The 13,463-nt window shown below is 46.1% G+C and carries 12 protein-coding genes and 1 pseudogene; 8 read left to right on the top strand and 5 right to left on the bottom strand.

Translation table 11 applies throughout. From position 1 onward, the window contains the following. Positions 1-92 precede the first annotated feature (92 nt). Positions 93-3,452, top strand: a complete 3,360-nt coding sequence (locus WBA89_RS04775; RefSeq protein WP_424404392.1) for an EAL domain-containing protein — start codon at positions 93-95, stop codon at positions 3,450-3,452. A 423-nt stretch (positions 3,453-3,875) separates the two neighbouring features. On the opposite strand, the gene sipA is transcribed toward WBA89_RS04775, so the two are convergent. Together sipA and WBA89_RS04765 are read right to left on the bottom strand one after the other, a co-directional pair. Continuing rightward, positions 3,876-4,097: a regulatory protein SipA gene (gene sipA / locus WBA89_RS04770; protein ID WP_424404407.1), complete on the bottom strand. Its 222-nt coding sequence runs from the start codon at positions 4,095-4,097 to the stop codon at positions 3,876-3,878. A 135-nt stretch (positions 4,098-4,232) separates the two neighbouring features. After that, complete coding sequence (locus tag WBA89_RS04765) at positions 4,233-4,658, bottom strand: NUDIX domain-containing protein (protein WP_424404391.1); 426 nt, start codon at positions 4,656-4,658, stop codon at positions 4,233-4,235. 199 nt (positions 4,659-4,857) lie between these two features. Here WBA89_RS04765 and rbfA point away from each other — a divergent pair, with 199 nt between their 5' ends. The 3 genes from rbfA (at position 4,858) to WBA89_RS04750 (ending at position 7,682) form a co-directional block, all read left to right on the top strand. Next, the gene (gene rbfA / locus WBA89_RS04760) at positions 4,858-5,307 is read left to right on the top strand and encodes a 30S ribosome-binding factor RbfA (protein WP_424404390.1); all 450 of its coding nucleotides are present in this window, start codon (positions 4,858-4,860) and stop codon (positions 5,305-5,307) included. 109 nt (positions 5,308-5,416) lie between these two features. Beyond that, positions 5,417-7,093, top strand: a complete 1,677-nt coding sequence (locus WBA89_RS04755; protein ID WP_424404389.1) for a glycoside hydrolase family 3 protein — start codon at positions 5,417-5,419, stop codon at positions 7,091-7,093. A gap of 355 nt (positions 7,094-7,448) precedes the next feature. Next, a complete protein-coding gene (locus WBA89_RS04750; protein WP_424404388.1) occupies positions 7,449-7,682 on the top strand; it encodes a DUF4327 family protein in 234 nt (77 codons plus the stop codon). A gap of 74 nt (positions 7,683-7,756) precedes the next feature. Here the strand turns inward: WBA89_RS04750 and WBA89_RS04745 are convergent, their stop codons facing one another. The 3 genes and pseudogenes from WBA89_RS04745 to WBA89_RS04735 form a co-directional block, all read right to left on the bottom strand. Then, positions 7,757-8,164 carry a hypothetical protein gene (locus tag WBA89_RS04745; RefSeq protein WP_424404387.1) on the bottom strand — a complete coding sequence of 136 codons (408 nt, stop codon included), beginning with the start codon at positions 8,162-8,164 and terminating at the stop codon, positions 7,757-7,759. A 428-nt stretch (positions 8,165-8,592) separates the two neighbouring features. Next, the gene (locus tag WBA89_RS04740) at positions 8,593-9,726 is read right to left on the bottom strand and encodes an ABC transporter ATP-binding protein (RefSeq protein WP_424404386.1); all 1,134 of its coding nucleotides are present in this window, start codon (positions 9,724-9,726) and stop codon (positions 8,593-8,595) included. Positions 9,727-10,155: 429 nt separating this feature from the next. Further along, positions 10,156-10,531, bottom strand: a pseudogene (locus tag WBA89_RS04735) (HD domain-containing protein); the annotation flags it as partial. Positions 10,532-10,765: 234 nt separating this feature from the next. Between WBA89_RS04735 and WBA89_RS04730 the strand changes: the two are divergent. The 4 genes from WBA89_RS04730 (at position 10,766) to WBA89_RS04715 (ending at position 13,403) form a co-directional block, all read left to right on the top strand. After that, positions 10,766-11,392, top strand: coding sequence for a Uma2 family endonuclease (locus tag WBA89_RS04730; protein WP_424404385.1), 627 nt, complete (start codon positions 10,766-10,768; stop codon positions 11,390-11,392). 86 nt (positions 11,393-11,478) lie between these two features. After that, on the top strand, positions 11,479-12,201 hold the full coding sequence (gene thyX / locus WBA89_RS04725) for an FAD-dependent thymidylate synthase (protein WP_424404383.1): 723 nt from the start codon (positions 11,479-11,481) through the stop codon (positions 12,199-12,201). A gap of 156 nt (positions 12,202-12,357) precedes the next feature. Continuing rightward, on the top strand, positions 12,358-12,792 hold the full coding sequence (gene dut, locus WBA89_RS04720) for a dUTP diphosphatase (protein ID WP_424404381.1): 435 nt from the start codon (positions 12,358-12,360) through the stop codon (positions 12,790-12,792). Positions 12,793-12,830: 38 nt separating this feature from the next. Continuing rightward, positions 12,831-13,403, top strand: coding sequence for a deoxycytidylate deaminase (locus WBA89_RS04715; RefSeq protein WP_424404379.1), 573 nt, complete (start codon positions 12,831-12,833; stop codon positions 13,401-13,403). The last annotated feature ends 60 nt before the right edge of the window (positions 13,404-13,463 follow it).

Genomic DNA, 13,463 nt, shown 5'->3' with positions numbered 1-13,463 from the left:
AAATCGGGTTATTTTTCACGAGAAATTTTTTATTAGGTCTCAGCAGCGCTGTAACAGTCAACGTAGTGCTTGGAAAGCAGCGCTTTTTTGGAATGTCGCAAAGTCTGCGCGATCGCAAAAATCAATTAAATATGTTCAAAAACGACTCCTCCAAGTATCTGCCGACTTTAGATCGAGTAATTGACCGATCGCCCTTGACAGTTGCGCCCGATACCCCATTAGCAGAAGTAATTACCCTGATGGGCCAACAGCGCCCGAGTTGCTCTCTAAACGCAGGCACTCCGCCAACCGATATCTACCAGCAGCTAACAGAAATCGCAAATCCCCCCAGCTCAAACGTCCTCAGAGATGCCAGAGGTATCTGCGTCTTTGTTGTGGAAACATTTTTAGACAAATCAGACCGGCAATCTGCTCAAAAAAATAGTCAATTGCAAGGAATTTTCACCGAGAGGGATCTCGTCGATTTGATTGCTTCAGGCAAAAACTTAAAAAATGTCACCGTCGCAGAGGTGATGCGACAGCCTGCGGCAACTCTCACCCAAGATGAAAATCGAGACATTTTTAGCGCCATAATTCTGCTGGGCCAACACAAAATTCACCACCTGCCAGTATTGGATGGCGCAGGTCAACTCTTGGGAGTAATTACGCCCGAAAGCATTCGCCAAGCGATGGTGCAACCGGCAAATATCTTAAAAATGCACAGCGTCAAAGAAGTAATGACTGCAGAAGTCATTCAAGCGCCTGTCACCGCGTCGGTTATTAGTTTGGCGGAGTTGATGGCGCACCACCGCGTTAGCTGCGTGGTAATTACAGAGTTATCGGTGAATTTGCCGTTTCCTATTCCTGTAGGTATCGTCACAGAACGGGATATTGTGGAATTTCACGCTTTAGATATAGATTTGTCGCAAACGATCGCCCAAACTGTGATGAGTACCCCTTTGTTTAGCCTTCAACCAGAAGACTCGCTGTGGGTAGCCCATCAGGAAATGCAGCAGCGTTTAGTCCGCAGGTTGCTAGTAAGGGGGGAACGCGGAGAACTCCTGGGAATAGTTACTCAAACTACTTTGCTGCGCGTACTCGACCCAATGGAAATGTCCGGGGCGATCGACATTTTACACGCCAGCGTCCAAGAACAGACTAGCGAATTGCAAAAAGCGATCGCATCCCTGAGCTTGAGTAACAGCCGGCTGGAAAAAGAAATCGCTATTCGCCAGCAGGCAGAGGTGCGGCTGCAACTGCTAGAATCTGCGGTAGTTAACGCTAACGACGCGATCGTGATTATGGATGCGGGAAACCGCGATATCTCCGATCCGGCCATTATCTACGTCAACGAAGCTTTTACCCAAATGACCGGTTATCGGCCCGAAGAAATTATCGGCCAAACGCCCAGTTGTCTGCGGGGCCCCGATAGCGACGGCGCTCAAGTTGCTAAAATTCGCCGCGCTTTCTCTCGCCTTGAACCGCTGCGCTTGGAATTGATCAACTACCGCAAAGACGGTTCAACTTATTGGGTGGAACTCAACAGCGTACCCGTTGCTGACGAGTTGGGGAATGTCACTCACTGGGTGTCCGTGCAGCGGGATATTAGCGATCGCAAGCGCATGGAACAAGCATTTTTTGAAGAAAAAGAACTCGCTCAAGTTACTCTACATTCGATCGGCGACGCAGTAATCGCTACTGACAGCGGCGGCTGCATTTCCACCCTCAATCCTGTTGCTGAAAAACTCACCGGTTGGTCTACTTCGGAAGCTAAAGGTTTGCCCCTGGCTAGGGTGATGAGAATTGTTGACGAAACTACCCGGATGCCGATCGAAAATATCGCCGAAATCGCTTTGTACGAAGGTCGAATAGTTGACCAAGGACACAACAGCTTGCTGGTGGCGCGCCACAACCGCGAATTTGCCATCGACCACTGCGTCGCCCCCATCCACGCCAGCAACGGCCAAATTGTCGGGGCCGTGGTTGTGTTCCGAGATGTCACCCAAGTGCGAACTCAAGCGCGACAACTCACCTGGCAAGCGACTCACGACCCCTTGACGCAATTGGTCAACCGCCGCGAATTTGAGTACCAGCTAGAACACGCCCTGCACAGCGCTCAAGGTTACGGCGAAGAACACGTAATGCTTTACCTCGACCTCGATCGCTTCAAAATAGTTAACGACACCGCAGGTCACGTTGCAGGCGACGAACTGCTGCGCCAAGTCAGCCAGCTATTTAAAAGCAATATCCGCAAAACCGATATTTTGGCTCGTCTGGGCGGCGATGAGTTTGCTGTACTCCTGTACAATTGCCCCCCAGAACAGGGCTTAGATGTTGCAAAATTGCTGCTTCAAAGCATTCAAAAATTCCGGTTTGGGTGGCAGGACAAAACTTTTTCGATCGGCGTTAGTATCGGTTTGGTGGCAATTAATCCCAAAACAGCATCGACATCTGCGGTGTTGAGCGCGGCCGATCTAGCCTGCTATGCTGCTAAAAATAAAGGCCGCAACCGAGTGCAAATTTATCGATCGGGCGATCGGGATTTAATCAAACAGCACGGCGAAACCCAGTGGGTAGTCCAAATTAATCGAGCTTTAGAAGAGAATCGGTTGCGCTTGTACTCTCAGCCGATCGTACATTTGCTCAACCCATCCACCACCGGCACCCACTGCGAAATCCTGTTGCGCCTCCAACTCGAAACCGGTCAGTTGGTATCGCCGATGGCGTTTATTCCGGCAGCCGAACGCTACAACTTGATGCAGGCGATCGATCGCTGGGTAATTCGCACTTTATTTAGCAAATTATCTAAAATTTTCACGACAAATTTATTAGTCCAAAACCCCGGCGCAGACAGCGATCGAATAGTTACCTTGCCCGCAGGTTCTCTCCTGTCTAATTCGCAATCCTCATTTGCAAAATATCCCAGCCTTTATTCCATCAACCTTTCAGGCGACAGCATTAACGAAGAAAAGTTGATCGAGTTTATTCAGGAGCAGTTTTCAATCCATCAAATACCGCCGGAAATAATTTGTTTTGAAATCACCGAAACCGTGGCGATCGCCAATCTCAGCAAAGCAGCAAGCTTAATTTGGAAACTCAAGGAACTCGGCTGCCAGTTTGCCTTAGACGACTTCGGCAGCGGGATGTCTTCCTTTGCTTATTTGAAAAGCTTGCCGGTTGATTTCCTCAAAATCGATGGCAATTTTATTAAAAATATTGCCGACAATCCTATTGATGTCGCAATGGTGGAAGCTATTACCAAAATAGCTCACGTCATGGGAATTAAAACTATTGCCGAGTATGTGGAAAATCAAAAAATTATGGATAAAATCAAGGAACTTGGGGTAGATTACGCTCAAGGTTATTATTTGGGAAAACCTCAACCTTGTAACTTCATATCTCCTATTTTAGAGGGAGTTTTGGGGGAATTTCCTGTTAATTCTTTGGTTTTGGAGGCTAAGCTGGCTTCTTAAAAATGGAAGTTTGGCAACGAATTTTTTAGAGAATTTAACGGATGTAATGAACACCTATTATAGCCTTTCTCAGAAAGATGAGGTACTGTCGGGCATAGGGCATAGGGCATAGGGCATAGGGCATAGGGCATAGGGCATAGGGCATAGGGCATACCTCACTTTTTTGAGAAAGGCTATACATTCATTCGAGATCATTTTTTAAAATTATCTGCGTCTATCAGTCTTAATCTGCCTTGCATCTGCGGTTGACATATCCATTAAATAAAGATTTATGCAATAAGTCTAGAAAAGAAGCAAAAGGCAAAAAGGAAAAGGCAGATTTTAATTGTGATATCAATTCCCAATTCCCAATTCCCAATTCCCAATGCCAACTAACAACTAACAACTACCAACTGCCAACTGCCAACTGCCAACTGCCAACTGTCAACTGCCAACTGCTTCAATGTACTGACTGTCTAACAGAAAAGCACCTTTTTCAAAGCGAATGCCCCAATAATTGCCGGGACGCCGATCGATCACAACGCCTTCTGCGCCGATCGCAATTACATTCGCAGGCCGCAGCATCGGCATCGGTTCGGCAGTTTTCACGTAGGGCGGCATCGCCACAACTCGCACTTTTTGACCGACAGTAAATTCTTTTTCCATGAGTTTTCTTTCCTTTGACAATCTGCTGAGCTTAGCGGTGACTTTAGTATTAGACATCTCCCATAATTATTGTGGAACAGGCATCCTGCCTGTTCTTGAGTATCTTTTTAGGAGAGGTCTATTGTATGTAACTTTTTATATTAAATACTCCTGCAACAATTTCCAAGCCATTTGAGTACCTTCCCCTGCGTTTACTTTCCTAAAATCTACATCTTTTCTCAAAACCACAAAACCCACACCTTCTTTGATTTCTATGTCCTCAAAATTGCTAACTCTCGCCAAAAATAAGTGATTTTCCTGTATAATTTCGGGATTATTTTGCGTCTTTGGGTGAATAAAAGTTGTGATAAATTCCATTGTGTAATTGGTTTGGAGGCAAGTTTCTTCCTCCAGTTCTCGGACTGCCGCTTGCTTTGGACTTTCTCCAATGTCCACGGCGCCTCCAAAAGTAGACAGCATCCCTTGACTTGCAATACCTGGAATATTATCTCGCAGTTGTGCCACAATCTGACCCTTCGGGAGGATGAGAAAAATGCGAACAATTGACTTAGGAATATTCATATTCGATGTATTTGAGGTTGAGAGTGAGTCCTGGACTAGGTTTGCACAATTGACTAACTGCGCTCGATCGTCCTGCTTCTCCATCCCTGTCATAACTAATCCTAATTTTGGGGCCGATCGCCCGTAACACCGATACCGATCGCGGTACAGTTATAGATCGGGATGAAAACGGCCGATCTAAAAGTAGGGGATAGTTGCTATGGCTACAAGTCGTCGCATTGAGCGCGTAGCTTCAATGATTAAGCGGGAAGTCAGCCTGATGCTGCTGAACGGAATTAAGGACGATCGCGTCGGTGCAGGTATGGTTAGCGTTACCGATGTAATTGTTTCGGGAGACCTTCAGCATACAAAAATCTTTGTCAGCATTTACGGTACTGATGAGGCAAAGGCCGAGACTATGGAAGGTTTGAAATCGGCAACTAGCTATGTCCGCAACCAGTTAGGCCAGCGGGTGCAACTGCGCCGGACACCGGAAGTGATATTTCTCGAAGACCGTTCCCTGGAACGCGGGGATAAAATGCTGGTACTGCTGAATCAGCTTTCTGCCGATCGCAAACCCGGTATGTTTGATGACGAAGAATTGACCGAAGATGGCGAAAAATTGACCAATGATGATGATGATGAAGATTTAAAAACAGACGGGGATTAGTGTCCGAAGCCAACTGACAACCGCCAACTGACAACTAAGAGGGCGGGCCAGGGGGCACCGCCCCTACCAACCGCCAACTGACAACCGCCAACTGACAACTGACAAATTCATGATTGACAATCTTTCCTTGCCCGAATTGGTAGCCCAGATGTTCGTGGTGCGCGCTTCCGGCTGCTTGTTCGACCACCAAATTCGTTATCCCGAATGGGAACCAACAGCCGACAAACTCCGCTATTATCTGGAAAACTTGGGCGTGGGCGGGGTGATTTTGGTGGGGGGAAGTGCTGCAGAGTTGGCAGTTCGATCGCACCAATTGCAGTCTCGGGCAAAATTTCCGCTGCTGCTGGCGGCTGATATTGAGGAAGGTGTCGGCCAGCGTTTCGCCGGGGCGACTTGGTTCGGGCCGCCGATGGCTATTGCCGAAATTGCGCGGCACGATGCAGCGGCGGCCGATCGCTATGCTGAACAAATGGGCGCTGTCACGGCGATCGAAGCTGGGGCGATCGGTCTAAATTGGATTCTCGCACCAGTCGTTGATGTGAACAACAATCCCGACAATCCCGTGATTAACGTCCGCGCTTTTGGCGAAACGCCGGAAATTGTCGGCAAATTAGCTGCGGCTTTTATTCGCGGCGCAGGCGAACACCCGGTTTTGACAACAGCTAAGCATTTTCCCGGCCACGGCGATACGGCGGTTGATTCTCACTTGGAATTGCCGGTTTTGCCGCATTCGCCCGATCGATTGGCCGAGGTTGAGTTGCCTCCTTTTGTCCGGGCGATCGCCAGCGGAGTCGATGCAATCATGAGCGCTCATTTGCTGATTCCGGCTTGGGATTCCCAGTTTCCTGCTACTCTTTCTCGCAAAATTTTGATCGGGAAGCTGCGAGAAGAGTTGGGATTTGAAGGTTTGATCGTGACTGATGCTTTGGTGATGGGCGCGATCGCCAATAAGTACGGCACCAGCGAAGCTGCTGTTTTGGCGGCACAGGCCGGTGCTGATGTTTTGCTGATGCCGCTCGACCCGGAAGCGGCGATTTTGGCTGTCTGCGAAGCTGTCACTCAAGGGCGGATTTCTTTATCACAAATCAAGGAATCTGTCAAGCGAATTTGGAAAGCGAAAAATAAGGTGGGTTTGCCGATTTTTGACCCCCCCCAGCCCCCCCTTGCTAAGGGGGGGAGTAAGAATCAAACTGCTGTTGTTGATACAGGGAGCAAGAATTTACAATTTATCGACTCGATCGACTTAGGTTTGCTGGCAAATCCTCAAGCAAGGGCAACTGCTGTCGATATTTTGCGAGATTCTTTGAAATTTGGGGGGAATCTACCTTTAGCCCCCAAAAAACCCTCAGCAAATCAAATTTTGCGGAATTTGATTGTTGTAGATGATGTTTTGAATTGCGAGTTTTTGGGCAGTCACACTCCGGCGATCGCCCGGCCCGAAAAGTTTGGTTACGAATTGCAACTAATTGACGATCGCACAGGGGCGATCGCCCATAATTCAAGTGCAGAGCATTTCTCTCCGACACTGCTGCAAATTTTCATTCGCGGTAATTGCTTCCGAGGCAGTGCGGGTTTAACCCAAGCCGCTAAAGATTGGTTTAAAAAATTATTAAGAACGGGAGAACTGCAAGCTGTACTAATTTACGGTAGTCCCTACGTTTTAGAGCAATTTTTGCCGCATTTACCCAACAGCATTCCTTATGTATTTTGTTTCGGGCAGATGCCCGCAGCCCAATCTCTTGCTTTAGAATTGCTGTTGGGCACTGACAAAACCGGCAATCCTTGAGTTGTCCGACTCCTGAATATTTCCTTTGCTGTCTCAGAACTTAAATCGATATACCCGGTTTCTCGCCAAAAATTTTGCTGACTGCAGCAAAGCATTTAGAAACCGGGAATCGGACACTGGTGTCTGAGTCCGGAATAAAGTTTTGTAGCAGATTTGCTTGTTCGTCTCGAACATCTGCCGCGTCTCAAAATCCGAAAACAGATCCGATCGCTCGATCGTCATTCCTATAACTTTTTTAAATCGATCGCTCAAGAGTATCTGTGTATACAGAAAAAAATAACTTACATATTCAGAAGTTTGGACTATATTATTACCAGGGCCATAAATTTTTTTAGTAAAACCTTGAAGGGGCATTATGATTCAGTCAACTATTCACCAACTCCGCTACTCTTTAGACGTGATCCAGGATGAAGCGCGCCATCTCGTGCACGAGGGCGTACTTAGCCGGCAACAGCCTATCTACACGCTTTGTCAGTTCATCCCGCCCCGAGAATGGTCTTGCGTCGAGGGAGAACTCGAAAAATGCGACTTCTTGCTGCGCGATCGCATCGCCGACCTGATCGGTTCTGAAAACTGGGAGAATGACTAAACTTCGGTTCTGTTAAATAAGTTTGCAAGTAAGTTTGCAAATAAAATCCGGCTGTGTTAAAGATGCTTGATTCTTTAATCCTGGGAATTTTCGGCGCGCAAATTTTCCAATTGAGCCCTGAGCGCTGCCATCTGTGCAGTTAATTCTTGAATCTCTTTTACGTCAGGCTGTACAACCGAATCGCCAGGAGTGTCAGTGGCTGTATCTGATTCCTGGTGCGAGACGGATTCGTCATTAGGTGCATTCTCCCTCACGCCCGGTTGAGAGAAAATTGTATCGACAAAATTCCGCGCTTCTCGATCGGTCATTTCTCCTTTTTCCAGCAACTCATCCGCGAGAAGGCTCAAATCTGACTGCTTGAGCTTGTCGAGATTTTCTTCTCGCTTTAAGGGATCTTGCAATGTTTCCATTAAAAAGGAAGTTGCACCTAAAGTCAGGTGAAATCCAGTTTGCAGCATTTGAGGCAGGTTGTCGGGATTCATCTACAGATGCCACTAAAACAACGTTGTTGCGAGTTTTTAGTTCGCGAATTTCGCACAGGCGGCGGGTTTACCGCTTCTCTAGGGATGCGAAGTTGTCGCCCGCGATCGCCCGGAATCAGGAAATATTAGCCTGTCGGGGACACTTTTGCCTTGCGAACATACTAACTTTACCATTACTCTGTAACTTGAGAAACGTCAAGTGTAAAGTTTTGTAATCAGCGGTTGAAATATCCTCGCAGGAACGATTCGGTAAGTCGATTTGAGATTGAACAAGAGTTACCAACTCCGATCGCAGAAACCCGGTTTCTGGGAAAAATTGACCGCCAGAAACGATAAATCTAGGAAGAAATGCGGTTTTTAGCTTGTCGCAAGTACATAAATCCGATTAATTTGAGATTGGATCGTTGAAGATTTGAGGTTTAATCGAGTTAAGGATACAGCGCCTCGCCGGTGGAGGGGTCAAAAATAAATAGCCGATCGAAGTCAAGCTGTACCGTCAGCCGATCGCCCGATCGGCAGCGGACACTCGCAGGTACTTGCAACTGTACAGTAGTTTCAGCGCTCAACAAAGGCAAACTCGCCCGGATTAAAGTTTCTCGCCCCAGAGGTTCCACTACTTTTACCTCAACGTCGAGAGGGACTTTTTCTAAAGCCCAAACATCCCTTTTCAAATCATCATTTTCTGCTGTTGACGGCGTAAAAAATTCTATACTTTCTGGACGGATGCCCAAATCAAATCCTTGTCCTTCCTTCGGGTGCAATCTTTTTTGAAGTGACGGCGGACAGGCTAAAGATTGATTTCCCAATTGAAATGATTCGTTAGCATAAATTGCGGGCAAAATGTTCATAGCCGGATTGCCTAAAAATGCCGCAACCATGCGGTTAGCTGGTTTAGCATAAATGCTTTGCGGGGAGCCTATTTGTTGAATTTTTCCCTTATCTAAGACTACAATCTTATCAGCTAAAGTCATCGCTTCTACTTGGTCGTGGGTAACGTAAACTGTGGTAATTCCCAGCCGTTGATGCAGTTGTTTGAGCTCCGCCCTAGTGTCGTCTCGCAGTTGGGAATCTAGGTTGGAAAGCGGTTCGTCTAAGAGGAAAACTTTGGGCGATCGGGCGATCGCCCTTCCCAGTGCTACGCGCTGCTGCTGTCCGCCTGATAGCTGTTTGGGCTTGCGGTTGAGGAGATGGTCGATCGAGAGCGATCGGGCTACAGTTTCGACTCTTTCTTTAATTCTTGCAGCATCAACATTTCGCATCCGCAGCCCAAATGCGAGATTCTCTGCGACAGTCATGTGCGGGTAAAGCGCGTAGTTTTGAAACACCATTGCGACATCCCGCTGTCTAGCCGGAATGTTGTCAACCAAACTATCTCCGATGTAAAGATTGCCAGAAGTTGCAGTTTCTAAACCTGCGATCGTCCGCATAATTGTGGATTTTCCGCAGCCGGAAGGCCCGACTAATACCCAAAATTCCCCATCCGGGATTTTGAAGCTGATGTTTTCGATCGCGGTGACGTTTTGGTAGCGTTTGGTAATATTTTCTAAACGAACGTTGGCCATTTGTTAGTAGTTATTGGTTATTAGTTATTGGTTGCTGATTTTTATTCTTTGTCTTCAGCAACCTTATTGACTTCTAAAACTGTGCGGGCTAATTCTTCAACGAGCGGCGTTGATTCTGCTTGGAAAAACGGGCGTTGCTGAATACAAATATGAATTCAAGATTTCCCAATTGCTATCAGCCAAGTATGGTGAGCTTTGTAACATTAAGCGAAAAGTTGATTCTGAATCAGCAACGCCTTTTTTTTTACCGCAGAGGGCGCTCTTGGCGCAGAGAGAAGAGGGAATAGAGGTCTTGTGGTAATGTGAAATCCAGGGCGTTGCTGAATACAAATATGAATTCAAGATTTCCCAATTGCTATCAGCCAAGTATACTGAGCTTTGTAACATTAAGCGAAAAGTTGATTCATATTTAGAATCAGCAACGCCGAAAAACGCTTTTGCTAAAGAATTATAATACCAGAGAGTACCATCTTTTTTGCCTTTGAAGCGTTCCCAAACAGTATCACCTAATTGACAACAATCTTTGAGGATCGATCGCACATTATAAAGTTTATCAGCCGCCGAAACCAATTTGACCGAGCAATTACGCTATAAGAATGCGATCGATCGCTGTGACTGTATCGCCAAACCGGCGGCGGATGGCTTCGCGGGTGGTGGGGCCGCCTCCATCTGCGATCGCGTCGCGAAACAAAGGTGCGATCGGCTCATCTTCCGAAGCCCCATATTCTAAAGCTATACTAGCAGTACCCAACAAATGAGCAATGTAGGGAACGCCGGAACCTTTGCGGACTTGAGTTGCGTGCAATTCGGCGGCCTAGGTGACGGCTTCAGAAAAACGGTTTGAAAGAATCATAAAAGTCAACCTTCTGAATTGCTATGATATATAAATTGTAGGGCAAAGTTGAATAGAAAGACATGAAAAAACATTTTTTTGTTTCGATAGCTGATATCAACTAGCCTGAAAATAGAATCAAATCATCAAACGCGATCGCTCTTCGATCGCCCCTCAAATTAGAATCATCAAACAGAGGTTTTGCTCGTGACAGCTACTACAATTTTACCCAAAACAGCCGACACAAAATTAGAGCCCAAATCACATCAGACCGTAGAAAACACAGCCGAAATTCAGCCAGAATCAGAGCCACAAAAAGTCATATCTCTCGAAGAGTTTTTAGTCAAACCTGCTGATAGAATGGAGTGGGTTGACGGCAACTTAGTGGAGAAAACAGGAATGACATTCAAGCACGGTCTGGCTCAAGTCAATCTAGCTACTTGCTGGAAAAATCACAAAAATTCCAGCGCACAGGGAGGAGAAGTTGTTACAGAAGTCCTTTGCCGCACTAGCAAACAGGGCCGCCGTCCCGATGTCGCTTACATCACTCCCGAACTGCTGCAACAAGCAGGCAATTTTACAGCATTATCCCAAAGTTTTCCCCTGATAGCAGAAGTTGCTTCCCCCGAAGACAGCGGCGAAGAATTATTTGCCAAAGCTCAAGAATATTTGGAATCGGGATGTTTAGAAGTTTGGCTGCTGTTTCCTGAAGCGAGATTGATATTTTTGAATGCAGGAAAGAACTGGCTGTTGTTTGATTCGGATGAAATCGTTAACACTCAAAGAGTCCTTCCAGGTTTTAGCGTAGCTGTCAGCGAATTATTAGCATCATAAACTTGCCAAGAATGCCATCTTATGAAATAATCTATGATGTTCCAATTTCCCACTATAGGGATTTTCAAAAATAAACATATCATATAATGGATAGATTCAGAGTAGAAGTTATTTCTCAAACACCAAATCCTCAGCAAGTAATTTATGCGGCACTCCATCAAGACTATACCGAGAATTTCGTATTTGACCAACGCGACTCCTGGCCCAGTGAGGCAGAATGCGGAGAAATTATCGTTAAAAGGCTCCTCGCAGGCGATCGGGGACATTACGGCCCCCTAGAGCATCCCCAAATTATCTTCAATTGCGGGTACTTTCCCCACAGCGTCATGCAGCAGGCGAGGACTCATCGTGTCGGAGTATCATTTGATGTTCAATCCCTGCGCTATACAGGCCATCAATTTCTGGATGCAGCAGCCGGCAAAAAAGACATAGAAGATATTTTTTACCTGCGTCCAGTAGATTATTATACAGACCGCGAAGGCAAAAAATATTACTATTCTCCCGAACAAAGAGAACAAGATTTAGAGTGGTGTAGAGAAGCCGCTAAACGTTACAAAATAGACTTCGACGGCGGAATGTCCGAGGAACACGCCAGAGGCAAATTACCCTTTGACTACCGCCAGCATTTTGTAGTCAGCTTCAATCTCAGGTCTTTTCTACATTTTTCCGACTTAAGAAACAAGAAAAATGCTCAACTAGAAATTCAAAAACTCTGCGAAATGATGTGGCCTCACTTTGAAAATTGGGCCCCCGACATTGCCAAGTGGTACACAACTACTCGCTTGGGAAAAGCCAGACTAGCCCCGTAATAATTGCCATCATCGAAATTATTCATCTCTCTCTTCTCCTCCTCTGTGTCCTCTGCGCTCTCTGCGGTTAAATCATTCCGATACAACTGAAATTGGGATAGCTAAAAACTTTTCTGTACGATCATTCTTCCTTCTTCCTTCCACTCACAAAACAAAATGAAACTAAAAATCCTGCAACTTAACGAGTTAGCCATAATTCCCAAATATGCCCATGAGACTGATGCTGGATTGGACTTGTTTTCGATAGATGAATTAGAAATAACTCCGGGGAAAAGCCAGTTAATTCATACAGGTATATCCATAGAATTACCCGAAAAAACAGAAGCACAAATTCGTCCCAGAAGTGGTTTAGCTCTCAAGCACCAAATCACCGTACTCAATTCACCAGGAACTATAGATGAAGGCTATCGAGGTGAAATCAAAGTCATCTTAATCAATCACGGTCAAACTTCGTTTCAAGTCACAAAAGGCATGAAAATTGCTCAAATGGTAATCGCACCAGTAATTCGCGTCGAAATTGAAGAAGTTAAAATGTTAAATTGCAGCTCTAGGGGAGATAATGGATTTGGCTCGACTGGAATTTCCCAATAAATCCCTCGTCTGAATATCATTCTAATTCTACATTTTAAATGAACATCAACACAGCAGAGAATTACGAACCTCCTCAAAGACCAACCTGGGACGAATACTTTTTGATGTTGGCAAAATTGGCTGCTACTCGATCGACTTGTCTGGCTTTTCCCGTGGGTGCGGTAATCGCTAAAGACAGGCAAGTTTTAGCCACGGGTTACAACGGATCGCCGTCGGGTTCGGCACACTGCACGGCTCAAGGCTTCTGCTATCCTGGTTTGAGCAGTTGCGACGCCAGCAAAATTTTGCCGTCGCGGGCGGTTCACGCTGAAGCAAATGCGATCGCCAAAGCTGCCAAACACGGGATATCTACCGCTGGATCTAGCATTTACGTGACTTTAGAACCCTGCATTTACTGTTTGAAATTAATTATTTCTGCCGGGATTCGCGAAGTATTTTACGAAACTGTTTTTAACAGCGGAGAAAAGGCGGATTTGAGAGATTCTTTTATCGCTGAAGGTATTGTTGAGTTCACACAAATTAAGCTGTCTGAAGATACAGCAAAAAAGGCGGCTTCATTTCTGCTGAATCCTACGTCTGTTCCAAAAGGCGATCGACCATTTGGTTTGTAGTGGGGACTTTTAGGATCGAAAACTTAATAGCTTAAGCACCTCCTACAGTCCTCTATCCTG

The organism is Microcoleus sp., from assembly GCF_049646505.1.
Taxonomy (GTDB): domain Bacteria; phylum Cyanobacteriota; class Cyanobacteriia; order Cyanobacteriales; family Microcoleaceae; genus Microcoleus.
This window is presented reverse-complemented; position numbering and strand designations above follow the sequence as displayed.

Bases quoted from the DNA above. Each gene is read 5' to 3' on its own strand.
- WBA89_RS04775 (WP_424404392.1), top strand. From the start codon at position 93: ATGTCGCAAAGTCTGCGCGATCGCAAAAATCAATTAAATATGTTCAAA.
- sipA (WP_424404407.1), bottom strand. From the start codon at position 4,097: ATGGAAAAAGAATTTACTGTCGGTCAAAAAGTGCGAGTTGTGGCGATG.
- WBA89_RS04765 (WP_424404391.1), bottom strand. From the start codon at position 4,658: ATGAATATTCCTAAGTCAATTGTTCGCATTTTTCTCATCCTCCCGAAG.
- rbfA (WP_424404390.1), top strand. From the start codon at position 4,858: ATGGCTACAAGTCGTCGCATTGAGCGCGTAGCTTCAATGATTAAGCGG.
- WBA89_RS04755 (WP_424404389.1), top strand. From the start codon at position 5,417: ATGATTGACAATCTTTCCTTGCCCGAATTGGTAGCCCAGATGTTCGTG.
- WBA89_RS04750 (WP_424404388.1), top strand. From the start codon at position 7,449: ATGATTCAGTCAACTATTCACCAACTCCGCTACTCTTTAGACGTGATC.
- WBA89_RS04745 (WP_424404387.1), bottom strand. From the start codon at position 8,164: ATGAATCCCGACAACCTGCCTCAAATGCTGCAAACTGGATTTCACCTG.
- WBA89_RS04740 (WP_424404386.1), bottom strand. From the start codon at position 9,726: ATGGCCAACGTTCGTTTAGAAAATATTACCAAACGCTACCAAAACGTC.
- thyX (WP_424404383.1), top strand. From the start codon at position 11,479: ATGGATAGATTCAGAGTAGAAGTTATTTCTCAAACACCAAATCCTCAG.
- dut (WP_424404381.1), top strand. From the start codon at position 12,358: ATGAAACTAAAAATCCTGCAACTTAACGAGTTAGCCATAATTCCCAAA.
- WBA89_RS04715 (WP_424404379.1), top strand. From the start codon at position 12,831: ATGAACATCAACACAGCAGAGAATTACGAACCTCCTCAAAGACCAACC.